We start from the raw sequence: 21,981 nt of genomic DNA on the forward strand, positions 1-21,981 counted from the left end.
GCCTGGCGGACGGGGGGCGAGGCCGGCCTCCACGCTCCGCCGACCGGCTCACGGAGCCGGGGCGAGGGGAACCGCGGGAGGAGACCCATGAGCGCTTTGCGCTACGTCTACGCGATCTGCCGCCCCTTCGAGGCGGCGCTGTCGGCCGAGCTGGCCGGGGTCGCGGGCGTCCCGCCCAAGCTGCTGCGGCACGGCGACCTGATCGCCGTGGTCGGCTCGGTGCCGGAACGGGAATTCGCCGTTGAGCCGCTGCGTCGCCGGCTGGAGGACGTCCAATGGCTGGAGGCGACAGCCCGCGCCCATCAGGGCGTCATCGACGCGCTCACCGCCGTCACCAGCCCGCTGCCGCTCCGGCTCGCCACCGTGCTCCGGGACGACAGCGGCGTACGCGTGATGATGGAGGAACGCAGGGAGGATTTCCTGCGGACCCTCGACCGCCTCGACGGGCAGGTGGAATGGGACGTGAAGGTGTACGCCGAAAACGCCGAGACCGTCGGGACTTCCGAAACCTCCGGGACTTCCGAAACCTCCGGGACTTCCGAAACCTCCAGGATTTCCGGGGCTTCTGGGACTTCCGGGAAAACCGTGGAACGCGCGGATGAATTCACGCGCCGATTGCACAGCACCCTTTCCCGGTGTGCCGAGGAAACCCGGCTGCGCACCCTGCGGAATCCGGCACCCGTACTTTCTGAAGTGGCGGACATCGCGGTCCTCGATGCCGCCTATCTCGTGCCGCGCGCGGAGTCGGAGGAATTCGTGGAGCGGGTGAACGGAAGCGCGCGCGACGAGCCGGGGGTGCGAGTGGAGCTCACCGGGCCGTGGGCGGCGTATTCCTTTACAGGTTCCACGGGCCTCACCGGCTTCACGGATGTCACGGCCTTTACGAGGAATGCGTCGTGACCGTGTCTCTCGCCGTTTGAGCGGTGCGAAGCGCGGCCCGAGGTCCAGAACCATCCTGGACCTCGGGCCGGGTTCATCGCGTACGCAGGCCTACCACCTGTACCAGCGGCCCCTGCTTCCGGAAGCACTCGTGCCACGCACCAGGAATCCGAGCAGCCACAGGACGATGACGACCAACGCTATCCACCACAGAATTTTCAGTGCGAATCCCGCACCGAAGAGAACCAGCGCGAGCAACAGAACGAGCAGGATGGGAACCATAGTGTCGACCTCCTGCATTCCGTGTTTCCCGATATCGCGGGATCAGGCTTCCTTTCGGCAGAGAATTTCCCCGTGCAGTACGGAGAACCAGCCGTCCTCCTGACGCCCCCACTGCCGCCAGGCGTCCGACACGGCCCGCAGTTGCTCCGTGGTCGCGTGGCCCCCTTCCGTCGCCCGGTCCGCGTACGCCGAGGCCAGCGTGCGGTCCGCCCACAGGCCGCTCCACCACTCCCGCTCGTCCTCGGTGGCGAAGGTCCAGGTGCTCGACGTGGCCGTGATGTCCCGGATCCCGGCGGCCAGTGCCCACGATTTGAGACGTCGGCCCGCGTCGGGCTCGCCCCCGTTGGCGCGGGCGACCCGCAGGTACAGGTTCAGCCAGTCGTCCATGCCCGCCGTCGACGGGTACCAGGTCATGGACGAGTAGTCTGCATCGCGGACCGCGATGAAGCCGCCCGGCTTGGCGACCCGGTACATCTCGCGCAGCGCCTGCACCGGATCGCCCACGTGCTGGAGCACCTGGTGGGCGTGGACCACACAGAACGTGTCGTCCGGGTACTCCAGCGCGTGGACGTCGGCGACGGCGAACTCGACGTTGCGCAGGCCGCGTTCGGCCGCCACCTGGCGTGCCTGGTCCAGAATGCCGGACGCCTGGTCGACGCCGGTGACCTGGCCGTCCGGCACCCGTTCCGCCAGGTCGGCGGTGATGGTGCCCGGTCCGCAGCCGATGTCGAGGATCTTCATGTGCGGCTTCAGCGAGTCGAGCAGGTACGCCGCCGAGTTGGCGGCGGTGCGCCAGGTGTGCGAGCGCATCACCGACTCGTGGTGGCCGTGGGTGTAGACGGCGGTCTCCCGCGACTTCGGCATGACCGTTCCCCTTCTCGTCGTACGGGCCCCGTCAGGCGTGTGCGCACTCCCCGAGGCGATGGCATCACCGTACGCGCGCATGTCGAATAATGAGACCCGTATCTTGCCATGTGGACGGCGGTGGTGGGGTGTTGTGTCGACGGGGACCCGACGGAGCCGGGGGGTGCCGAGTGGGTGTGCGCACGGCTTGAGTGCGTGCGCGTGTTGACGGCCTGAGTGCATGCGTGCGCGGGCGGCGTCGGTGCACGCCTGCACAGACGGCTTCAGTGCGCGGGGGAAGGGCGATAGACGGTCAGCGCCTCGGGGCTCTTGCGCAATGTCACCTCGCCGCTCACCTCGGTGACTTCACCGTCGTAGGCGAGCAGCGTGCCGGGCGCGACGCCCTCGATGCGCAGCCGGCCCACCCGTACGGCCGCGTGGGCAGGGGAGCGCGTGAGGGGGCCCGCGAAGGCCGCGGCCAGCAGCCGCACCGCGGGATGACGGCCGCCGTGCACGACCCGTACGTCGAGCCGCCCGTCCGCGAGGTCGAAACGGCGGGCGGGCGCGAGACCCATCCGGTGGTAGGTGCCGTTGCCGGCGAACAGCAGCCACAACGGGTGGGTACGGCCGCCCAGTTCGGCGCGCAGCGGGTGATGGTCGGCGCGCAGCACGCGCAGGGCGCCCAGCACGCCCGCGGGCCAACTGCCGATCACCTTGGACCAGTTCTCCCGCTCACGCACCAGCTCCGGATAGATGCCCAGACTGCAGGTGTTGAGGAAGATGCCCTCCTTGCCGCCGGAGGCGAACCGGCCCACGTCCACCTGGACCGCCTCGCCCCCCTGGAGCGCGCGCACCAGGTCGCGTTCGCCCTCGACGCCGAGGTCGTGGGCGAAGTGGTTGAGCGTGCCGCCCGGCAGGACGGCGAGGGGGATGCCGTGGCGCAGGGCGACCTCGGCCGCGGCGTTCACCGTGCCGTCGCCGCCGCACACGCCCAGCACCCGGGCGCGGGCCGCCGCCTTCTCCAACTCCTCCTGTATGTCGGCGGGTTCGCACTCGACGATCTCCGCGCGCGGCAGTGCGCCGGCCAGTGCGCCGACCCGCTCCGGGGTGCCCGAGCCCGTGTTGGCCACCATGACCAGGCCCTCGCCCTCGGCCAGCGCGGGCGCGTCCGTGCGCGGACGGCCGGGCGGGGTCACCTGGTCCCGGGTGGGCACCAGTCCGCGCACGGCGTACGCGGCGCCCACGCCCAGGGCCGCACCCGCCAGGACATCGCTCGGAAAGTGGACGCCCGTGTAGACGCGGGACAGCGCGACCGCCGCGGCGAGCGGTGCCACGGCCGCGCCCCAGCCGCGGGACTCCAGCGCCACCCCCGTCGCGAAGGCGGCGGCGGAGGCGGCGTGCCCCGACGGGAACGACGTGGTGATCGGCTGCCGCTTCAACTGCCGGACGAGGGGGACCGGGTCCAGTCCGGGGCGGGTGCGGCGCACCGAGCGCTTGCCGATGGTGTTGATGGTGGCGGAGGCGAGGGCGAGCGAGGCGACACCCCGTACGGCGGCCCGGCGGGCCCGCGGGGTGCGGCCGGCCGCCACGGCGGCGGCCGTGGCGAACCACAGCACACCGTGGTTCGCACTGCGGCTGAGCCGCGGCAGCACGGGGTCGGCGCCCGGCCAGTGCCGCGCGGCGACCGCCTCGAACAGTCGGCAGTCCACGGCGAGAAGGCGGTCCCGAAGGACGTGGCGACCCGGTACCAGGGCGGTGAGGTCGACATCTGGGGTCGGTGTCATGCGGGTCCGTCTACCCCGGATCAGGCGGTTCCCGCCCCGGCGCCGGGCCCCGCGTCGCATACGCGTTTGCCCCGCACCCCCGCTCCCCGGAGAATGCCTGCCCATGGGACATCTCGAAGCCGCACATCTTGAGTACTACCTTCCCGATGGGAGGGCGCTGCTCGGCGATGTGTCGTTTCGGGTGGGGGAAGGGGCCGTCGTCGCCCTGGTGGGGCCCAACGGCGCCGGGAAGACGACGCTGCTGCGGCTGATCTCGGGTGAGATCAAGCCCCACGGGGGGACCGTCAACGTGAGCGGCGGGCTCGGGGTGATGCGGCAGTTCGTGGGGTCCGTCCGTGACGAGACGACCGTACGGGAGCTGCTCGTCTCCGTGGCCCCGCCGCGGATCCGCGAGGCGGCGAAGGCCGTGGACGCCGCCGAGCACGCGATGATGACCGTGGACGACGAGGCGGCGCAGCTGCGCTACGCGCAGGCGCTGTCCGACTGGGCCGAGGTCCGCGGATACGAGTCCGAGACCCTCTGGGACATCTGCACGACGGCGGCCCTCGGCGTCCCCTATGAGAAGGCGCAGTGGCGGCTGGTCCGGACCCTGTCCGGGGGCGAGCAGAAGCGCCTGGTGCTGGAGGCCCTGCTGCGCGGCACCGACGAGGTGCTGCTGCTCGACGAGCCGGACAACTATCTCGACGTGCCCGGGAAGCGCTGGCTGGAGGAGCGGCTCAAGGAGACCCGCAAGACCGTGCTGTTCGTCTCCCACGACCGCGAGCTCCTCTCGCGCGCCGCCCAGAAGATCATCAGCGTCGAGCCCAGCCCCACCGGCGCGGACGCCTGGGTGCACGGCGGCGGTTTCGCGACGTACCACGAGGCCAGGCAGGAGCGGTTCGCGCGCTTCGAGGAACTGCGCAGGCGCTGGGACGAGAAGCACGCACAGCTCAAGAAACTGGTGCTGAACCTCCGTCAGGCGGCCTCCATCAGCCATGAGTTGGCGTCCCGCTACGCTGCGGCGCAGACCCGGCTGCGGAAGTTCGAGGAGGCCGGACCGCCTCCGGAGCCGCCGCGCGAGCAGGACATCAAGATGCGGCTGCACGGCGGGCGGACCGGAGTACGGGCCGTGACCTGCAAGGGACTTGAACTAACCGGCCTGATGAAGCCCTTCGACCTGGAGATCTACTACGGCGAGCGCGTCGCCGTCCTCGGCTCCAACGGTTCGGGGAAGTCGCACTTCCTGCGGCTGCTCGCGGGCGGCGACGTCGCGCACACCGGCGAGTGGAAGCTCGGCGCCCGCGTGGTGGCCGGCCACTTCGCGCAGACGCACGCCCACCCGGAACTGGAGGGCCGCACGCTCCTCGACATCCTGTGGACCGAGCACGCGCAGGACCGCGGAGCCGCGATGTCCCGGCTGCGTCGCTACGAGCTGACCGCGCAGGCCGAGCAGCGCTTCGAGAAGCTGTCGGGCGGCCAGCAGGCGCGTTTCCAGATCCTGCTCCTGGAACTGGAGGGCTCGACGGCCCTGCTGCTGGACGAGCCGACCGACAACCTCGACCTGGAGTCCGCGGAGGCCCTTCAGGAGGGCCTTGAGGCGTACGAGGGGACGGTCCTGTCGGTCACCCACGACCGCTGGTTCGCCCGCTCCTTCGACCGCTACCTGGTCTTCGGCTCGGACGGCCGCGTCCGGGAGACGCAGGAACCGGTGTGGGACGAGCGCCGTGTGGAGCGGGCCCGGTAGGCGGCCGGGAGCGGCGGCTTTTCGCTGCGGAGCTCCGGTGCGGCCACCGGAAGGCGGGCCCGTCCCGGAGAGGCCCGGCACCCCGGATGTTCGTAGAGTGGGGGGAGTAGGTCTCGATCCATGGCTCCCTCCCGGACGCCGCTCGGGGTGTCTGCCCGGGGCGGATGCCCGGACCGCACCGACGGCCACGACGAGCGGGGTAGCACCATGACCGGAGTCGACCCGGGCCGGCTGGACGACCAGCAGCTGATGAAAGAGCTGGAGGCCATCCACCGCACGCGCCACGACACGCTGCTGCACGGTTCGAACGACGCGCTGCACACCCACAACGTGCGCATGGCCCAGCTGGAGGGCGAGTATCTGCGCCGCCATCCGCGCCGGCCCGTCTCGGCGGGCCGTACCCGTGAGGGCGCCCGGGAGCGCGGACCCGCGGAGGTGCCGCCGGCATGACCGAACCGAACCCGATCCTGACCCGGCAGGCGGCGGCACTGGAACTCTTCGGCCGCCGCGTCCACGCGATCCGCGACAATCAGTGGGACGCCCCCACGCCGTGCACCGCCTGGAGCGTGCGCGACCTCGTCGGCCACCTCGTCTCCGAGCAGGCGTGGGTGCCCGCACTGGTCCGGGACGGCGCCACCGTCGATTCCGTCGGAGACAGGCTGGAGGGCGACCTGCTCGGCGCGGACCCGGTCGCCGCCTGGGACACCGTGGCCGACACCTCCCGCGCCGTGTTCGCCGAGCCCGGCGCGCTCGACCGCACGGTCCATCTCTCCTTCGGGGACATGCAGGCGGGCGACTACTGCGCGCAACTGGTCACCGACCTGACGGTCCACACCTGGGACCTGTCCCGCGCCATCGGCGCCGACGAAGAACTTCCCGAAGACCTGCTGACCTTCGCGGTCCGTGAGGTCACCCCGCACGCGGCTGAACTGGAGAAGAGCGGACTCTTCGCGGCCCCGGAGGAGCCACCGCCCGGAGCCGACGTCCAGACGAAGCTGCTCTGCCTGGTCGGGCGCCGGCCCTGAGGAAGCGCGCCACCCGGACCGGACCGCACCCGCTGTGAGCGGACCGCCGCCGTCAGTGACGGCCAGGGTGGTGGCGGCACGGCCGCCACCACCCCCCCGGGAGGACGGACGGTCCGGCTTGGGAGACAATGGCAAGGTGTTTGTCCCGCATGGCGCGGGGCAGACGCTGTTGCAGTGCTTCGGACAGGAGGCACGTCCGTGGGAGCGGCTATCCGCGCCATGGGTGTACCCGTCCGGCGCACGGGTGCGTTCCCACGATGACTGTCCATCACACGGCACCATCAAGGGAGTTGCGACGCACCATGCGAACTCAAGCGAGCGCGACGCACCATCCGCACGACGACGCCCCCGATACCGCGGACGCATTCCGCAGGCTCGCCATGCTCCCCCCGGGTCAGCAGCGCGACACTCTCCGTGCGGAGATCGTCGAGTCCTGGCTGCCGATGGCCGAACGGCTCGCGGGACGCTTCCGCAGCCGCGGCGAGAACTACGAGGACCTGCGCCAGGTCGCGGCGCTCGGCCTGGTCAAGGCCGTCGACCGCTACGACCCCGAGCTCGGCAACGCCTTCGAGAGCTACGCGGTGCCGACGATCACCGGCGAGATCAAGCGCCACTTCCGTGACCACATGTGGACCCTGCACGTGCCGCGCCGGGTCCAGGACCTGCGCAACCGCGTCCGGTTCGCCAGCCAGGACCTGTCGCAGACCATTTCCGGCCGCCGGCCCACCGTCGCCGAGATCGCCGAGCACGCCCAGATGAGCGAGGAGGACGTCCTCACGGGTCTGGAGGCCCTGGAGAGCTTCACCGCGCTCTCCCTGGACGCGGAACTGCCGGGCAGCGAGGACGGCTACTCCCTCAGCGATGCCCTCGGCTCGCCCGATCCGGCCCTCGACACCGTCATCGACCGCGAGGCCGTCAAGCCCCGGCTCCAGGCCCTGCCCGAACGCGAACGCGCCATCCTCTACATGCGGTTTTTCAGCGACATGACGCAGAGCCGGATCGCCGACGAGCTGGGCATCTCCCAGATGCACGTCTCCCGCCTCATCAGCCGCTGCTGCACCCAGCTGCGCGACCAGATCATGCGCGACGCGGCCTAGAGGGGCCTAGAGGCTGTCGTCCGGGGAAGCCGGGGAAGTGGTCGGCCCGGTCCGACCACGCCGGCCTGGTCGGCTCAGTCCGACCATGTCAGCCTCAGGGCGACGTGACGGGACATCAGGTCCATCGCCTGCGCCTCGGCCATCGAGAAGGCGGGCCGGCTCCCGCTCCTGAACAGCGTCAACACCCCGCGTACGGAACCGGATGCGCCGGGCAGCGGCACGCACAGCAAGGACGTCACGTTGGCGCGGACGAGGACCGGGGCGCCCGAGGCGTCACGGCCGAAGGCGTCCGGGTCCTCGGGACGCACGTGAAGAGCAGTGGACCCGCCGCGTACCGCCTCGGCGACGAGGGGGCACGCGGCGGGATCCTGCGCGGCCACGGCCGCCACCTCCTCACCGCACCCGGACGGGCCGAGCACGGCCGTACGGGACAGCCGTCCGTCCCCGGCGTCGGCCACCACCCAGTCCGCGAACCGCCCGTGCAGCACTCCGGCCGCCCGGTCCAGCACCGCCGAACGCTCCCCGTCCGGACTGCCGAGCAGCGCCGTGGTCATGGCGTCCACCAGGTCCATCAGTACCGCGTGCCGGGTGGTCGCGGACAGGCTCGGCACCGTCCGCCCCGGCGCACCTCGCCCCGAGGCATCCGGGGAATGCGAGGGGCTCCCCTCGTCCACCGGCTGGAGCACCACGAGTACGGCGGTCCGCGGCTCCCCGCTGGGCCGCAGCGCGGCGAGCGTCGCCCGCACGGGCACCGACGGCTCCTGCTGGAGATGCACGGTGAGCCCGCGGTCCCCCTCGCCGCGGGCCACCGCCGCCGCCTGCGAGCGGAACGCGGCCCGGTCGGCGTGCGCGAGGAACCCGGTCAGGGGCCGGCCGGTGGCGTATCCGGCCCGGACACCGGTGAAGGAGGTCGCCGCGAAGTTCATCCGGCGCACCACGCTCTCGCGGTCCACCAGCACGACCGGCACCGGCACCCGTTGGAACAGCGCCTTCAGGAGCTGCTGCTCCTGGCGGTCCACGGAGCCGATCCCGGAGGGACCGGCCGCCGAAAGGCGCTGGAACGCCGGCCACAACTGCTCCGCCACATGGTCGAGTTCGAAGATCGCCGCGTCGAGCACCGTCGGCAGTTCCTGGGCGGGCACGGAACGCGCCGCCTTCAACTCCGAGACGCGGCGCACGAAATCCGCGAGTTCTTCACTGAATTCGTCCGTCTGCGCCATGCGATGAACGTAACGCGGCAGAGGCGTGCCGTGGGCGGCGGGGGCGGAACCCGCGAGACTTGTTCGGCGCAGGTGAGGGCACTTCGTTCCGGCCTGGGCGGGCGTGCTCGTTTTCGGCGCGGACGAGCGGGAAGGCGGGAAGAAAGGAGGAGGAACGAGTCATGCCGGAAACCGATCAACTCGGCCTTCTGGGACCGGAATCACCCGAGTCGGCGCTTCCCGGGAGGAGACTCTCGGAACTCGCCGAGCAGGCCACGCGCTGCGTCACGGACTGCTGCGGTGCCAGCAGCATGGTGTCCGGGGGCGGCACGGAACGGCCCGCCGCGGTGACCCACCCCGACCTCGCCGGACTCGTCTCGGTGCAACTGAGCTCCGGCGACGGTCCGATCCCGGCCGCTCTGGAACGCGGCGAACCCGTCGACTCGGCGGACCTGCTGGTCGAGGAGCGCTGGCCCGGCTACCGGGCCATGGCCCTCGACGCGGGTGTGCGCTCCAGCGTGACCATCCCCTTTCGCCGCTCCGGGCTGACCGTCACCCTCAGCCTCTACAGCTTCCGGCCCGGCACCCTCGAAGGAGCCCCGCACGGGGCCGCCCGCGCGCTCGGCGACCAGGCCGCGAGCTGCCTGGTCCGCGACCGTTCCTACCGCGCCGCACTCACCGAGCTCGACCAGCTGGGTGCCGCGCTGCGCTCCCGGCCCGTCGTGGACCAGGCCTGCGGCATGCTGATGCACGTCCTGGGCTGCGACGCGGACCGGGCCTTCGCGGTCCTGCGCCGCATCTCCCAGGGCACCAACCGCAAGCTGTCCGACGTCGCCGCGGCCGTCGTGGACAAGCGGGGACACGGACTGGAGAAACAACTGGTGCCCCGAGGCCGACTGACAGGTGACAGGCGACGGGCGGCGGGTGGCGGGCGGTAGGCGGTAGGTGGCGTACGGCTTGTTGCAGTGGGTGTCGCACGGCCGCGGAGGCGGCCGTCGTACGGCTGCGGCACTGGACGTCGTACGGCCAGGGGTTGCACCGAGATCCCTCCGCGAGCACCGGGCCCACCGGCCCGAGGGCACCGCGCCGGTCGGACCGTCCGCCGTGGGCGCGCCGGCCGCGGGCGCGGGTGCCGGGGCGGGGGCTGCTGATGCCGGGGGGGAGGACGGGGCGGCGCTGCGGGGTGGGGTGGGTTTCGTACGGGGGCGGCGGATGCCGTACGCAGGGGACCGTCGCCGCCCCTCCCCGACGTCACCCGCTCGGGCCCCTGTTTTCCCGCGAATGGTGCCCGGCCGTTCGCGCCCGGCGGGACGGCGGGCTCTGATGGGCCCGAGGGACACGACGGCCGTGGCTCTCGGACCGCAAGCCCGCCGAAGGAGCCCCGCTCATGCGCCGTACCGCCCGTGTCCTGTACGCCACCGCCCTGGCCGGCGCCGCCCTGGGCGCCGCCGCGTCGGGCGCGTCCGCGGATCCGGCCGCGGAGGTCAGCCCGGGATCCGTCGAACCCGGCGGCACCGTCACCATCACGGTCACCTGCGACGCGATCGGGGGGACCCCACCCGACTCCATCGACGCCAGCTCCCAGGGCTTCCAGGAGGGCAAGGTCCAGTTGCACCGCGTCGACGGCACCGACCCGAGCGCTGCCGGCGCCGCCTCCTACAGCGGGACCGCCCACATTTCGTCCGGCGGGTCCGGCGCAGCCCCCGACACGGCCTCGGACTCCGCCACGGCGGGGTCCGACGCGGGGCGCGGCTCCGCCGGGGTGAGCCCCGGCACGTCAGGCGCCTCCGACGCGAAGAATCCCGGCGCCGCGAGCGCGGAAGCGGTGAGCCCCGCCCCCGGGAGCGCGGACATCGTCGCGCCCGATGCCCTGGCACCCGCTCCTGTCGTCGGCGACCCTGTGGTCCCCGACCCGCTGACCCCCGACGCCGTGGGTCCGGACACCGTGGGTCCGGACACTGTCGGTCCGGACACTGTCGGTCCGGACACGGTGGGCCCGGGCGATGTGGGACCGGACGCGGTAGGTCCCGACACGGTGGGCCCGGACTCCGTGGTCCCCGACAGCGCGGCTCCCGACAGCGTGGCTCCCGACACGGTGGGTCCCGACAAGGCGCCCCCGGATGCCGGGGGCGCCGACGGGTCGTGGAACGTGGACGGCGTCTGTCCCGCGCCGGCCGGCGGTCAGGGGAAACAGTGGACCGCCTCGTACTCCGTGGCCCGGGGTGCCACGGCGACGCGCGGCCCCGACAGCGGGACCGGCTCCGACAGCGGCACGGGCACGGGGTCCGGCGAGCGTCCGCCCACCGTCCAGCGTGGCGTACGAGCCGGTGAGGGCGGTGTGTTCACCGACTCTGTGCCGGCTCTGATCGCCGGCAGTGTGCTGATCGCCGGGGCCGTGGGCGCGGCCGCGTACCGGCTGAACCGGTTGAATCGGTCGAATCGGCTGCGCCGGCGGCGGGCGTAGAGGGGCGGGCTGCACGTGACGGTCGGCGGCACGGCAGGTGACGATGTGACGGGCACTCTCGCGAGAGCACTGCCGAGAGCACTGCCGAGAGCACTCACGAGAGCACTCACGAGGGAACGCACGAGAGCACTCATGGGACGGTATGCCTCTGCGTACTGAGCGGCCCACGGCGCGGGCCGACGAGTCGCGCGAGGTGAGCTGTACGAGGGGACGAAGGCACCCGGTGCCGTACGGACGAGCAGGCTCCGGAACAGGGAACGGCAGTACCCACGGTGCGGAGGCAGGCATGCGGCGGACGGCCCCGGAAGGCCACGGACCGGTCCGGTACGGGCCGCCGCTGCCGGACCAGGGCCTGCCCGTGCTGCCGGAACTCCGCTCCGTGCTGGCCGCCGCCGCGGACCGCTCCGACGCCGAGCTCTTCGGCGGCGGCCCCGCACTCCTCGACGCCGCCCGCGGTTACTGGACCCGGCGCGGACTGCCCGCCGCACCCGATCGGGTGGTGGCCGCCCCCGGAGCCCCCGCACTGCTGCTGGCACTGACCGCGGCACTCGGCGGCGATGTCCTCGCGCCCCGCCCGTGCGCCGCGTGGTGGGCGCCGCAGGCGCGCCTGCTGGGCAGATCCGTGTTCCATGTGGCGACGCCCGCGGAGTGCGGCGGCGTCCCCGATCCGTACGCCCTCCTGGAGACCGTCCGCAGGGTCCGCGCGGAGGGCGGCGACCCGCGCCTGCTCCTGCTGTCCGTGGCCGACGACCCGACCGCCACCGTCGCACCGCCCGAGGTGGTGCACGAGACCGTGGAGGCCGCGGCGGGCGAGGGACTGCACATCGTCAGCGACGAGACCTGGCGCGACACCCTGCACCGGCCGCACGAAACCGTACTGCTCAGCCCCGCCGAGATGCTCCCCGACGACGTCACCGTGATCACCGACCTCGCGGGCGCCTTCCTGCCGCAGGGCTGGCCGGCCGCCGTCGCCCGCTTCCCCGACAACGACGCGGGCACTCTGCTGCGTTCCCGTGTCCTCGACGTGCTCACCGCGCTCGGCGCGCGCGTCGCCGAACCGGTCGCCGCGGCCGCCGCGTACGCGCTCGGCGAGTCCGCCGCGATCACCGAACGGCTCACCGCCGCCGTACGTCTGCACGCGCGCGTCGCCGATGCCGCGTACCGCGCTGTGGGCGCCGCGGGTGCTGTCGCGCGCCCCCCGCAGGCCGGGCGGCACCTGTACGTCGACCTCGGCCCGCTCCGCTCCGCCCTCGTCGCGCACGGCGTCGGCGACGCCCAGGACCTGGAGGACTACCTCTCCACCCGGCTCGGCATGCCCGCGCCGGGCGGACACCGCTTCGGCGACGACCTCGCCGCGCTCCGGGTGCGCCTCGGCACCGGGGCGCTGCTCGGCTCCACGGACGACGAGCGGGAGGAATCACTCACCTCCCCGTCGCCACTGGAACTGCCGCATGTGCGCAGCGCGTTGACCCTGTTGGGGTCGGCCTTCGACGATCTCCGCGACGACGCTCAGCGATGGGAGTCTCCTCGATGACGCAGCAGTCCGAGTCGACCACGAGCACGACGACCCAGGACACCGACGATCCCGCGGCGCCACCTGCCCCGGCGTCGGCGCCGGGGCACCCCACCGTCCTTCCTCCTCCTCCCCTCGCCGAGCCCCGCCCGCTCGGCGAGCGGCGTGTCTGGCCGCGGTCCTTCGTGGACCGGCTGACCGCCCCGCTGCCGGGGCTGCGGGCCTTCGCGCGGTTCGCCCGCGAGGGCGCTCTGCGGCCGGGCGCCGAGGGGCTCGCCGACATCCCGCTGCTGCCCTTCGAGCCGGGACCGCTGCCCCGCGTGGACGCCCGTACGGTCGCCGTCTCCTGGGCGGGGCACGCGAGTTGGGTGATCCGGATCGGGGGACTGACCGTCCTCACCGACCCGGTCTGGTCCCGAAGGATCATGGGAACTCCGGCCCGCGTCACCCCGGTCGGCGTGGCCTGGAGCGTGCTGCCGCGTGTCGACGCGGTCGTCATCAGCCACAACCACTACGACCATCTGGACGCACCGACGCTGCGCAGACTCCCGCGCGACACACCGGTGTTCGTACCCGCGGGACTCGGACGCTGGTTCAGACGCCGCCGGTTCACCCGGATCACGGAGCTGGACTGGTGGGAGGCGGCCCAACTCGACGGGGTCCGACTCGACTTCGTCCCCGCCCACCACTGGTCCAAGCGCACCCTCACCGACACCTGCCGTTCCCTGTGGGGCGGCTGGGTTCTCACGGCGCCCGAGGGACAGCGCGTGTACTTCGCGGGTGACACCGGATACGGCCACTGGTTCAGCCGTATCGGGCAGCGCCACCCGGGGATCGACCTCGCCCTCCTGCCCATCGGCGCGTACGACCCCCGGTGGTGGCTGAGCGATGTGCACTGCGACCCGGAAGAGGCGGTGCAGGCGACCGTCGACCTGCGCGCACGGCGGATGGCGCCGATGCACTGGGGCACGTTCGTGCTCTCGGCGGAACCGGTGCTGGAGCCCCTGCGGCGGGTGCGGGCCGCCTGGGAGCGGGCGGGCCTGGCCCGGGAGAACTTGTGGGACCTGGCGGTGGGAGGCTCCCGGGTACTGGAGTGACCGCGTGCCTATGAGGGCGTCGTCCGGCGGAACCTGCGCCAGACACTCGGCGCCGCGCTGATCGCGAGGGTGAGGGCCACCGCCGCCACCACGCCCTCCCACGGCTCGGGGAAGAGCGAGCCGCCGAGGATGCCGATGACCTGGTAGGTGGCCGCCCACGCGAGACATGCCGGGAGGTCTCCGCGGGCGAAGACGCGCATCGGCATCTTCGCCATCAGGCAGGCCAGCATCACCGGAACGCGGCCCGCCGGAACAAGGCGGGACAGGACGAGGACGGCGATGCCGTGGTCGGCGAGCTTCTCCTGCGCCCGGACGAGCCGGTCCTCGGGAGCGCGCTCCCGGATCGCCTCCAGCCAGCGCGATCCGTTCTTCGAACCCATGCCGCGCCGGCCGAGCCAGTAGAGCGACATGTCGCCGAGGAACGCGGCGACCGAGGACACCAGGAACACCATCAGCAGCGCGAACGGCGACGTCTGATGGAAGGCCACCACCGCGGCCGAACTCACCAGCGCACCGGTCGGTACCACCGGTACCAGCGCGCCGATCAGCACCAGCAGGAACAGGGACGGATACCCGATCGCCTGCTGAGTGGACTCCGGCGGCACGGTCGGGGTGGCCGTGGCGGACAGGAGCATCACCGGAGCGGTGCCCCTGGCCGACAGGAGGAGAGAGGGAACCACCGCCCCCGCGGCGGACCAGGGAATCACCGAGCGGCCTCCGGACGTACGCTCTCGCCGTGCCCCAACAGGTGCACCGCCACCTGGGGCGCACGCTCGGCGGCCAGGCGCACGAACTCCTCACCCGGCGCATGGAATTCATGGGGGCGCACGGCATCCATCCCGATGGGCCAGAACGTGCCGTAGTGCACCGGCACAGCGCTGCGCGGCCGCAACGCGGCGAGCGCCTCGGCGGCGCGTCCCGCGTCGAGATGCCCCTCCCCGAGATACGGACCCCAGCCACCCACCGGCAGCAGTGCCACGTCGACCGCTCCGACCTCTTCGGCCATCGACGCGAACAGTCCGGTGTCCCCGGCGAAGTACGTCCGCGCCTCGCCCTCGACCACGTACCCCACGGCGGGGGAGCGGTGCGGTCCGATCGGCAGCCGCCGTCCGTCGTGCCGCGCGGGAACCGTGCGTACGACCAGGTCACCGACCTGGGTGCGATCACCGGGCGCGACCTCGGTGAGCCGCAGATGGTCCAGCCTGCGCAGTCCGGGCACCGAGCGCGGGGCGCCCCGCGGCACGAGCAGCCGGGTGCCCGGAGCCAGCCGCGCCAGCGACGGCAGATGCAGATGGTCGGCGTGCAGATGGGAGACGAGTGCCACGTCGGCGACCGCCGCCGGGGGAGGGGGCGGCGCCCCGCGCCTGCGCCGCAGGTGCGCGAGCCGGCGCGCGAAGAGGGGATCGGTGACCACGCGTGTACCGGAGTCCTCCAGCGTGCAGGTGGCGTGCCCCCACCAGGTGATCTCCACCGGCACCTCTTTGCCTCCTTCGCACGACTCCCCCCGAGCCTACGGGCAGGAGTAGGGTCTGCGGCGAAACCCGGAGGTGAGGGGGGACGCCATGGGAGACGCACGCGCTGCCTCCGCCACGCACGCCCTCAAGCGCTCGCACGAGTGGAGCGCCCCCGCGTCGCGGCCCCCGTCGCTGCGCGTCATGGCGATCGCGAGCCTGACACCTCTGGAGGAACTCGACGCGGACCCCTTCCTCGTCGACTCCCGCAGCCAGCACGCGATGTGCGCCCGCTGGGCCGCCGAGCACGGCTACGTCGTCACCCGGGAACTTCTTGTGCGCGCTCTGCGCCCCGACCACCGCAGCCTGTGGGCGGACGTCGAGGCGGGCCTCGTGGATCTGTTCGTCGCGCCCAGCCGCCGGGTGCTGGAGCGCGCCCTCGCCTCGGTCGAGGAGTTCACCGCGGAGTGCGTGCGCCGCGGCGTGCGCGTCGAGACGGTGGGCACCGCCGAACCGTCGTACGACGCCCAGATGAAGGCCAGGGTCCACCGCCGCCTGTCGATGCCGACGGCCGGATACGACGGCCGTTGATCCTTCCCCCGGGAACTGCCCCGGGGAAGCCCCGAGGAAAGCCTCAAGGGAAGCCCCCCGGGGGACTCCCCGCGGCTTTTGGGGACTTCTGGGGATCTCCGGCCGTTGTGACAGGGTGGGAGCAGGCCGCGCGGACCGGGCGGGCCGGGACGTGAGGTGGACTGGGCGTGGACGGAGGACGTTGGCGGCGCGTCGCCAGCGCGGCGGGGCGGAGTATCACGGTGTGGGCCGTGTCCACGGTCACGATGCTCGTCCTCGCCGGTCTGCTGCCCGATTTCCGGCTGCAGTCGGACAGTGGCGACAGCGCGACACGGATCGCCGTCACCGCGGCGGTCGGCGCGGGCGTCTTCGGCCTTCTGTCGTCGCTGGTGTGGCCTCTGCTCGTACGGGCCCTGCTGCTCGTCCCCGCCCTGGTGCTGGGCCTGCTCGTCTTCTTCCTGAACGGCTCGCTGCTGCTGATCGCCCTGCGGCTCAGCCCCTCCGGGCACGGTGAGGCGGCCCCCGAGACCGCCGTGGTCGTGGCCGCCGTGATGTCCGCCGTCGCCTCGGCCACCGGCGCCGCCCTCGCCGTACGGGACGACGACGCGTACCGCCGCCGGCTCTACCGGCTCGCCGACCGCCGCCGCAGACGCTCCGCCGGGCGGCCCGGTCCCTCGACGCACGGTGCCGTCTTCCTCCAGCTCGACGGGGTCGGCCACGACGTGCTGCGGGAGGCGATCGGCAAGGGGCTGATGCCGACCGCGGCCCGATGGCTGCGCGGTACCCGTCCCACCCACCGGCTCACCCCGTGGCGCACCGACTGGTCCAGCCAGACCGGCGCCAGCCAGCTGGGCATCCTGCACGGCACCAATCACGACGTCCCGGCCTTCCGGTGGTACGAGAAGGACACCCAGGAGGTCATGGTCTGCAACCGGCCGACCGGCGCCGCGGAACTGCAGCGCCGGGCCGTCGCGCGCACCGGGGACGGCGGACTGCTCACCGTCGACGGCGCGAGCCGCGGCAACCTCTTCAGCGGTGGCGCCGACGAGCTCGCCCTCGTGCTGTCCGTGGCCGCGCGCAGGGGGCGGGACAACCGCTCGCGGGCGGGCTACTTCGCGTACTTCTCCGACCCCGCCAACGCCGTCCGTACGGCGATGTCGTTCGTCGCCGAGGTCTTCAGGGAGACGGGCCAGTCCACCCGGGCCCGGATCGAGCAGCGACGGCCCCGGGTCAAACGCGGCGGGCTGTACCCGTTCATCCGCGCCTTCGCGACCGTCGTCGAGCGGGACGTCGTGGTCGCCGCGGTGATCGGTGACATGCTCGCCGGGCGCAACGCGGTCTACGCGGACCTGGTGGCGTACGACGAAGTGGCACACCACTCCGGGCCGTGGAGCCGGGACGCCGAGAAGATCCTTGAGCGGCTCGACCGGTCGCTCGCGCTGATCGAGAAGGTCGCCGAGCACGCCCCGCGGCCGTACCGGATCGTCGTGCTCTCCGACCACGGCCAGAGCCCCGGGGAAACCTTCCTCACCCGCTACGGCCTCAGCCTCGGCAATCTGGTCCGGGCCGGCTGCGGGCTGCCCGTGCCGCGAAGGGCCCGGCACACCCACAGCGGTGCCGAGGCACGGACCGCCGTACGAGCCGCGCTGCGCAGGCCGGTCGAGGAGCGCGAGGAGCGGCTCGGACCGTCGGGGCGTCGCACCGAGCCCCTCGTCCTGGCCTCCGGCAACCTCGGTCTTGTCTCCTTCCCCGACGTGCCGCACCGGATGAGCCGGGAGGAGATCGACCGCCGCCACCCCGCGCTGCTGTCCACGCTCGCCAACCACCCCGGCGTCGGCTTCCTCCTCGTCCGCAGCGAGGAGCACGGCGGCCTCGTGCTCGGCGCGCACGGCGTCGAGGTGCCGGTGGACCGCCTCGACGACGAACACCCGGGCCCACTGGCCGACTTCGGCCCAGGCGCCGCCGACGCCGTGCGGCGCACGCACACCTTCCCGCACGCCGCCGACATCATGGTCAACTCCTGGTACGACCCCGTCGAGGGCGAAGTCCTCGCCTTCGAGGAGCAGATCGGCTCGCACGGCGGGCTCGGCGGCGCCCAGGGACGGCCCTTCCTGCTCTCCCCGGTAGCCCTGTCCGCACCGGTCGGCGCGGACACCGAACTCGCCGGCGCGGAGCGGGTGCACGATGTGCTGCGACGCTGGCTGCGCGAGTGCGACGGCCCTCAAGTACCGCTGACGGCCCGCCCGGACGAGCAGGCCGCCTGAGCGGGGGCCCGCCGGGAGCGACCGGGCGACCGGGGACTGAGTGACCGGGCCACCGAGCAACCGGGCGGCCGCATAGCTGGGCGACCGGGCGACGAAGCCGTGCGCGTCGAAAATGGGAGGCGGTGAACGGACGTCCACGCCCACACTGTGCACATCGGACGCCGCGCCTTTGCGCGCCCCTTCTCGAACGCCCCCAAGGAGCTCGCCTGTGCAGGCAGCCGTCACCGTCACTCCCGCCCGTATCCCGGAGCTGCTGCTCGGTCTCGCCACGGTGCGGCCGGTCTTCCTCTGGGGCGCCCCCGGCATCGGAAAGTCCTCCCTGGTCAGGGAGTTCGCCGAATCGCTCGGGCTGGAGTGTGTGAGCCTGCTGGGCACGCAGCTGGCCCCGGAGGACCTGATCGGCGTTCCGCAGATCCGCGACGGGCGCTCCGTCTTCTGCCCGCCGGAGGCGATCGCCCGTGACGAGCCGTACTGCCTGTTCCTGGACGAACTGAACGCGGCGACCCCCGATGTGCAGAAGGCCTTCTACTCGCTGATTCTCGACCGCCGCATCGGCGACTACGAGCTGCCGAAGGGCTCCATCGTGCTCGGCGCGGGCAACCGCGCGACGGACAACGCGCTGGCCCGCCCGATCGCCTCGGCGCTGGTCAACCGCCTCACGCACGTCCATCTGGAGGCCTCCCCGAAGGACTGGCTCGTCTGGGCGGCCGCGAACGACATCCACCCCTGGGTGCTGGACCACCTCACCGACCGGCCCGATCATCTGTGGTCCAGGCCGCCGAAGACGGAGGAGCCCTTCTCCACGCCGCGCTCCTGGCACATGCTCTCCGACGCGCTGGGCTCCTTCGGTCCCGAGGTCGACGAGGAGACCCTGAAGGTGATCGCCCACGGCACGCTGACGCCCGCGCACGCGGTCGCGTTCTGCGGCTACGTCAAGATCGTGCGCAGTCGGTTCGGCATCGAGGCCATCCTCAAGGGTGACGCCCGCTGGCCCTCCCGCGTGGAGGACCGCGACCTCCTCTACTACCTCGCGGAGTCCTTCCGCGGCCGGCTCGTCAAGGAGCTGCCCGCCGGCCGGGAACACCTCTCGGCGAACGCCCGCCAGACCGCGTACCGCGCCAAGTCCCTTCTCGTCCAGCTCGCCGAGATCTCCGTCGAGGTCGCCCAGAGCGTCATCGCGTCCGACGCCGACGGCAATCCCGTCCTGCCCGCCTGGTTCCTGGTGGAGGCGGCCCGGGACATGCCGCGCCTGGTGGAGGCGCGCCAGTGAGTGTCCGTACAACTCCCTTCCCGGGTAAGTTTGTTGAGAAGGTCGCGGCCGGGGCGGTCGAGGCAGCGGAGGCCGCGCGATGAGCCGAGCCCGCAAGGCCGGCGCCAAGGAACGGCCCGATCCCGCCGCCGAGGCGTTCGCCGAGGGGATGCGGCTCGTGCGGGCGAACCGTGCGCTGGCAGCCATAGGCTTCAGCACCTGCCGGCAGGAGAAGTGCACCAGCGCTCCCCGGAACGGACTGGTGGCCGTCGACTCCGACGGGACCGTGCACGTCAACCACACCCGCCGCGCCGAACCCGCCGCCTGGGCCTGGGCCGTGGCGCACGCGGTCATTCATCTGGGCTTCGGCCATGTCCCGGCCGCGGCCGGGACGCGCGAACAGCCGGACCGCTTCGACCTCGCCGCCCGCTGCGTGGTGGTGAACCGCTTCCTGCTCGGTTTCCCGGTGGGCTTGACCCCCGAGGACCTCCCGGCCTCGTACCCCGACGGCGACGAGGAACGGATCGCCGCGCGCTGGCGCCGCGACGGCATCCCGCCCATGTACGAGCGCTGCGGTACGGCGGGCGGTGACCCGGACCAGGTGCTGGTGCCCTGGAACACCTGGATCGGCGGCACGCCGCCGGACTGGCAGGTGGCCTTCGCGCACGCGCTGACCCGCACCATGGCCACCGCGATGGACATGGCGGGCGGCCGGCGCGCGTCCATGCGCGGGGGGCCCACCCGGCTCCAGCCCTGGGAGCGGGCGCTGAGCTGGTTCGTCTCCTCCTACCCGCTGCTCGGTGGCGTCGCGGCGGGCATCACCCTCGTCGCCGACGCCGAAATCGCCCGCGCCCACGACATCTCCGTCGCCGCCGTCGACACGGACGCGGCCGAGATCTACATCAACCCGCTGCGCGAATTCAGCGACGAGGAATGGCGGTTCGTCCTCGCCCACGAGATGCTGCACGCCGCCCTGCGCCACGGCGACCGCTGCGGCACCCGTGACCCGTACCTCTTCAACGTGGCCGCGGACTATGTGATCAACGGCTGGCTGTGCGAGATGCAGATCGGCACGATGCCCGACGGGCTGTTGTACGAACCCGAGTTGAAGGACCTCTCGGCCGAGGAGGTGTACGACCGGATCGCCGGCGATCTGCGCCGGATGCGCCGCCTCGCCACCCTGCGCGGCAAGGGAGCGGGCGACATCCTGGGCGGCCCGCTCGGCTCGGCGCGCGACTACGTCGACCTCGACGAGTTCTACCGCCGCGGCCTGGCCCGGGGCCTCGATCTGCACCAGCAGCAGGAGCGCGGCTTCCTGCCCGGCGGGCTGGTCGAGGAGATCCGCGCGCTCAGCCACCCGCCGCTGCCCTGGGACGCCCGACTCGCCCGCTGGTTCGACGAGTTCGTGCCCCGCCCCGAGCCCCTGCGGTCGTACGCGCGTCCCTCCCGTCGGCAGGCGGCCACCCCCGACATCCCGCGCGCGGGCCGTGGGTTCCCGCCCGAGGAGATCGCCCGCTGCACCTTCGGTGTCGTGCTCGACACCTCCGGTTCCATGGACCGCACCATGCTCGGCAAGGCGCTGGGCGCCATCGCCTCGTACGCCGAGGCCCGCGACGTACCGGCCGCCCGCGTCGTGTTCTGCGACGCCGCACCGCACGACGCGGGCTATCTGCCGGTCACGGAGATCGCCGGCCGCGTGCGGGTGCGCGGTCGCGGCGGCACCGTGCTGCAGCCGGGCATCGACCTGCTGCACCGCGCCGACGACTTCCCGCCGGGCGCGCCCGTCCTGGTGATCACGGACGGATACTGCGACGTTCTGCGGCTGCGGCGCGAGCACGCCTACCTGATCCCGCAGGGCGCGCGGCTCCCGTTCACCGCGCGCGGACCGGTCTTCCGGGTGACCTGAGGGCCCGTCCACGGTGCGTCAGCAGGCCTCCCCCCGGCCCTCGTCGGGGAAAATCCCGGACACGCCCCGGCAGGTCGCCGCCCGATCCGCGGGGTGCACCGGGCCCAGGTGTGATCGGATGGGGGACACGGACCCCGGCAACGGGACCACACCCGAAAGGAATCATCGTGGCAACCACGCGCACCGCACACACCGTGTGGGAAGGCAACCTGCTCGAGGGCAACGGCGTCGTCACCTTCGACTCCTCCGGCATCGGCCAGCAGCCGGTGACGTGGGCGTCGCGGGCCCAGGACGCGAACGGCAAGACCAGCCCCGAGGAACTGATCGCGGCCGCCCACTCCAGCTGCTTCTCGATGGCGCTGTCGCACGCCCTCGCGGGTGCCGGCACCCCGCCCACCAGGCTCCTCACCAACGCCGACGTCACCTTCCAGCCCGGCGAGGGCATCACCGGCATCCACCTCACGGTCGAGGGCACGGTGCCGGGCCTCGACAACGACGGCTTCGTCGCGGCGGCCGAGGACGCCAAGAAGAACTGCCCGGTCAGCCAGGCCCTGACCGGCACGACGATCACCCTGTCGGCGAAGCTCGCCTGACGTTCGTACGCCGGTGCCGCGTCCTCCCCGTGGGGGCGCGGC

Annotated in this window: 20 protein-coding genes; 14 read left to right on the forward strand and 6 right to left on the reverse strand. The window is 72.7% G+C overall.

The annotated features are described in order from the left end of the window. The first annotated feature begins 87 nt into the window (after positions 1-87). Positions 88-900, forward strand: a complete 813-nt coding sequence (locus ACZ4N5_RS07175; protein WP_467756103.1) for a GvpL/GvpF family gas vesicle protein — start codon at positions 88-90, stop codon at positions 898-900. A 90-nt stretch (positions 901-990) separates the two neighbouring features. On the opposite strand, the gene ACZ4N5_RS07180 is transcribed toward ACZ4N5_RS07175, so the two are convergent. From ACZ4N5_RS07180 to ACZ4N5_RS07190, 3 genes are all read right to left on the reverse strand, one after another. Further along, positions 991-1,161 carry a hydrophobic protein gene (locus ACZ4N5_RS07180; protein ID WP_467756104.1) on the reverse strand — a complete coding sequence of 57 codons (171 nt, stop codon included), beginning with the start codon at positions 1,159-1,161 and terminating at the stop codon, positions 991-993. A gap of 42 nt (positions 1,162-1,203) precedes the next feature. Further along, the gene (locus tag ACZ4N5_RS07185) at positions 1,204-2,025 is read right to left on the reverse strand and encodes a class I SAM-dependent methyltransferase (protein WP_467756105.1); all 822 of its coding nucleotides are present in this window, start codon (positions 2,023-2,025) and stop codon (positions 1,204-1,206) included. A 263-nt stretch (positions 2,026-2,288) separates the two neighbouring features. Next, on the reverse strand, positions 2,289-3,788 hold the full coding sequence (locus ACZ4N5_RS07190) for a phosphatase PAP2 family protein (protein ID WP_467756106.1): 1,500 nt from the start codon (positions 3,786-3,788) through the stop codon (positions 2,289-2,291). Positions 3,789-3,891: 103 nt separating this feature from the next. Here ACZ4N5_RS07190 and ACZ4N5_RS07195 point away from each other — a divergent pair, with 103 nt between their 5' ends. The 4 genes from ACZ4N5_RS07195 (at position 3,892) to ACZ4N5_RS07210 (ending at position 7,633) form a co-directional block, all read left to right on the forward strand. Next, entirely contained in the window at positions 3,892-5,511 is a 1,620-nt protein-coding gene (locus ACZ4N5_RS07195; RefSeq protein WP_467756107.1) for an ABC-F family ATP-binding cassette domain-containing protein, read from the forward strand. A gap of 207 nt (positions 5,512-5,718) precedes the next feature. After that, positions 5,719-5,961 (forward strand): DUF6158 family protein, encoded by a 243-nt coding sequence (locus ACZ4N5_RS07200; RefSeq protein WP_467756108.1) that lies wholly within the window; start codon positions 5,719-5,721, stop codon positions 5,959-5,961. Beyond that, complete coding sequence (locus ACZ4N5_RS07205) at positions 5,958-6,536, forward strand: TIGR03086 family metal-binding protein (RefSeq protein WP_467756109.1); 579 nt, start codon at positions 5,958-5,960, stop codon at positions 6,534-6,536. The genes ACZ4N5_RS07200 and ACZ4N5_RS07205 overlap by 4 nt, the downstream gene beginning before the upstream one ends. A 302-nt stretch (positions 6,537-6,838) precedes the next feature. Next, the gene (locus tag ACZ4N5_RS07210; protein ID WP_467756110.1) at positions 6,839-7,633 is read left to right on the forward strand and encodes an RNA polymerase sigma factor SigF; all 795 of its coding nucleotides are present in this window, start codon (positions 6,839-6,841) and stop codon (positions 7,631-7,633) included. 74 nt (positions 7,634-7,707) lie between these two features. On the opposite strand, the gene ACZ4N5_RS07215 is transcribed toward ACZ4N5_RS07210, so the two are convergent. After that, on the reverse strand, positions 7,708-8,853 hold the full coding sequence (locus ACZ4N5_RS07215; protein WP_467756111.1) for a PAS domain-containing protein: 1,146 nt from the start codon (positions 8,851-8,853) through the stop codon (positions 7,708-7,710). Positions 8,854-9,014: 161 nt separating this feature from the next. Between ACZ4N5_RS07215 and ACZ4N5_RS07220 the strand changes: the two genes are divergently transcribed. The 4 genes from ACZ4N5_RS07220 (at position 9,015) to ACZ4N5_RS07235 (ending at position 13,906) form a co-directional block, all read left to right on the forward strand. Further along, a complete protein-coding gene (locus ACZ4N5_RS07220; protein ID WP_467756112.1) occupies positions 9,015-9,770 on the forward strand; it encodes an ANTAR domain-containing response regulator in 756 nt (251 codons plus the stop codon). Positions 9,771-10,219: 449 nt separating this feature from the next. Continuing rightward, positions 10,220-11,296, forward strand: coding sequence for a hypothetical protein (locus ACZ4N5_RS07225; protein WP_467756113.1), 1,077 nt, complete (start codon positions 10,220-10,222; stop codon positions 11,294-11,296). Between the two features lie 286 nt (positions 11,297-11,582). Continuing rightward, positions 11,583-12,830 (forward strand): aminotransferase class I/II-fold pyridoxal phosphate-dependent enzyme, encoded by a 1,248-nt coding sequence (locus tag ACZ4N5_RS07230; RefSeq protein WP_467756114.1) that lies wholly within the window; start codon positions 11,583-11,585, stop codon positions 12,828-12,830. Continuing rightward, positions 12,827-13,906, forward strand: a complete 1,080-nt coding sequence (locus ACZ4N5_RS07235) for an MBL fold metallo-hydrolase (protein WP_467756115.1) — start codon at positions 12,827-12,829, stop codon at positions 13,904-13,906. The genes ACZ4N5_RS07230 and ACZ4N5_RS07235 overlap by 4 nt, the downstream gene beginning before the upstream one ends. 8 nt (positions 13,907-13,914) lie before the next feature. On the opposite strand, the gene ACZ4N5_RS07240 is transcribed toward ACZ4N5_RS07235, so the two are convergent. Next, entirely contained in the window at positions 13,915-14,541 is a 627-nt protein-coding gene (locus ACZ4N5_RS07240; RefSeq protein WP_467756306.1) for a DedA family protein, read from the reverse strand. A 68-nt stretch (positions 14,542-14,609) separates the two neighbouring features. Beyond that, the gene (locus ACZ4N5_RS07245; RefSeq protein ID WP_467756116.1) at positions 14,610-15,383 is read right to left on the reverse strand and encodes an MBL fold metallo-hydrolase; all 774 of its coding nucleotides are present in this window, start codon (positions 15,381-15,383) and stop codon (positions 14,610-14,612) included. 178 nt (positions 15,384-15,561) lie between these two features. On the opposite strand from ACZ4N5_RS07245, the gene ACZ4N5_RS07250 reads away from it, so the two are divergent. From ACZ4N5_RS07250 to ACZ4N5_RS07270, 5 genes are all read left to right on the forward strand, one after another. After that, positions 15,562-15,948: a recombinase family protein gene (locus ACZ4N5_RS07250; RefSeq protein ID WP_467756307.1), complete on the forward strand. Its 387-nt coding sequence runs from the start codon at positions 15,562-15,564 to the stop codon at positions 15,946-15,948. A 245-nt stretch (positions 15,949-16,193) separates the two neighbouring features. Next, positions 16,194-18,191 (forward strand): alkaline phosphatase family protein, encoded by a 1,998-nt coding sequence (locus ACZ4N5_RS07255; RefSeq protein WP_467756308.1) that lies wholly within the window; start codon positions 16,194-16,196, stop codon positions 18,189-18,191. A 208-nt stretch (positions 18,192-18,399) separates the two neighbouring features. After that, positions 18,400-19,461 carry an ATP-binding protein gene (locus tag ACZ4N5_RS07260; protein ID WP_467756117.1) on the forward strand — a complete coding sequence of 354 codons (1,062 nt, stop codon included), beginning with the start codon at positions 18,400-18,402 and terminating at the stop codon, positions 19,459-19,461. A gap of 79 nt (positions 19,462-19,540) precedes the next feature. Then, complete coding sequence (locus tag ACZ4N5_RS07265; RefSeq protein ID WP_467756118.1) at positions 19,541-21,346, forward strand: vWA domain-containing protein; 1,806 nt, start codon at positions 19,541-19,543, stop codon at positions 21,344-21,346. 167 nt (positions 21,347-21,513) lie between these two features. Next, the gene (locus tag ACZ4N5_RS07270) at positions 21,514-21,939 is read left to right on the forward strand and encodes an OsmC family protein (RefSeq protein ID WP_467756119.1); all 426 of its coding nucleotides are present in this window, start codon (positions 21,514-21,516) and stop codon (positions 21,937-21,939) included. Positions 21,940-21,981: the final 42 nt, after the last annotated feature.

The sequence above is a fragment of the Streptomyces sp. NPDC026500 genome, assembly GCF_055567635.1.

Bases quoted from the DNA above. Each gene is read 5' to 3' on its own strand.
- ACZ4N5_RS07175 (WP_467756103.1), top strand. From the start codon at position 88: ATGAGCGCTTTGCGCTACGTCTACGCGATCTGCCGCCCCTTCGAGGCG.
- ACZ4N5_RS07180 (WP_467756104.1), bottom strand. From the start codon at position 1,161: ATGGTTCCCATCCTGCTCGTTCTGTTGCTCGCGCTGGTTCTCTTCGGT.
- ACZ4N5_RS07185 (WP_467756105.1), bottom strand. From the start codon at position 2,025: ATGCCGAAGTCGCGGGAGACCGCCGTCTACACCCACGGCCACCACGAG.
- ACZ4N5_RS07190 (WP_467756106.1), bottom strand. From the start codon at position 3,788: ATGACACCGACCCCAGATGTCGACCTCACCGCCCTGGTACCGGGTCGC.
- ACZ4N5_RS07195 (WP_467756107.1), top strand. From the start codon at position 3,892: ATGGGACATCTCGAAGCCGCACATCTTGAGTACTACCTTCCCGATGGG.
- ACZ4N5_RS07200 (WP_467756108.1), top strand. From the start codon at position 5,719: ATGACCGGAGTCGACCCGGGCCGGCTGGACGACCAGCAGCTGATGAAA.
- ACZ4N5_RS07205 (WP_467756109.1), top strand. From the start codon at position 5,958: ATGACCGAACCGAACCCGATCCTGACCCGGCAGGCGGCGGCACTGGAA.
- ACZ4N5_RS07210 (WP_467756110.1), top strand. From the start codon at position 6,839: ATGCGAACTCAAGCGAGCGCGACGCACCATCCGCACGACGACGCCCCC.
- ACZ4N5_RS07215 (WP_467756111.1), bottom strand. From the start codon at position 8,853: ATGGCGCAGACGGACGAATTCAGTGAAGAACTCGCGGATTTCGTGCGC.
- ACZ4N5_RS07220 (WP_467756112.1), top strand. From the start codon at position 9,015: ATGCCGGAAACCGATCAACTCGGCCTTCTGGGACCGGAATCACCCGAG.
- ACZ4N5_RS07225 (WP_467756113.1), top strand. From the start codon at position 10,220: ATGCGCCGTACCGCCCGTGTCCTGTACGCCACCGCCCTGGCCGGCGCC.
- ACZ4N5_RS07230 (WP_467756114.1), top strand. From the start codon at position 11,583: ATGCGGCGGACGGCCCCGGAAGGCCACGGACCGGTCCGGTACGGGCCG.
- ACZ4N5_RS07235 (WP_467756115.1), top strand. From the start codon at position 12,827: ATGACGCAGCAGTCCGAGTCGACCACGAGCACGACGACCCAGGACACC.
- ACZ4N5_RS07240 (WP_467756306.1), bottom strand. From the start codon at position 14,541: ATGCTCCTGTCCGCCACGGCCACCCCGACCGTGCCGCCGGAGTCCACT.
- ACZ4N5_RS07250 (WP_467756307.1), top strand. From the start codon at position 15,562: ATGGCGATCGCGAGCCTGACACCTCTGGAGGAACTCGACGCGGACCCC.
- ACZ4N5_RS07255 (WP_467756308.1), top strand. From the start codon at position 16,194: ATGCTCGTCCTCGCCGGTCTGCTGCCCGATTTCCGGCTGCAGTCGGAC.
- ACZ4N5_RS07265 (WP_467756118.1), top strand. From the start codon at position 19,541: ATGAGCCGAGCCCGCAAGGCCGGCGCCAAGGAACGGCCCGATCCCGCC.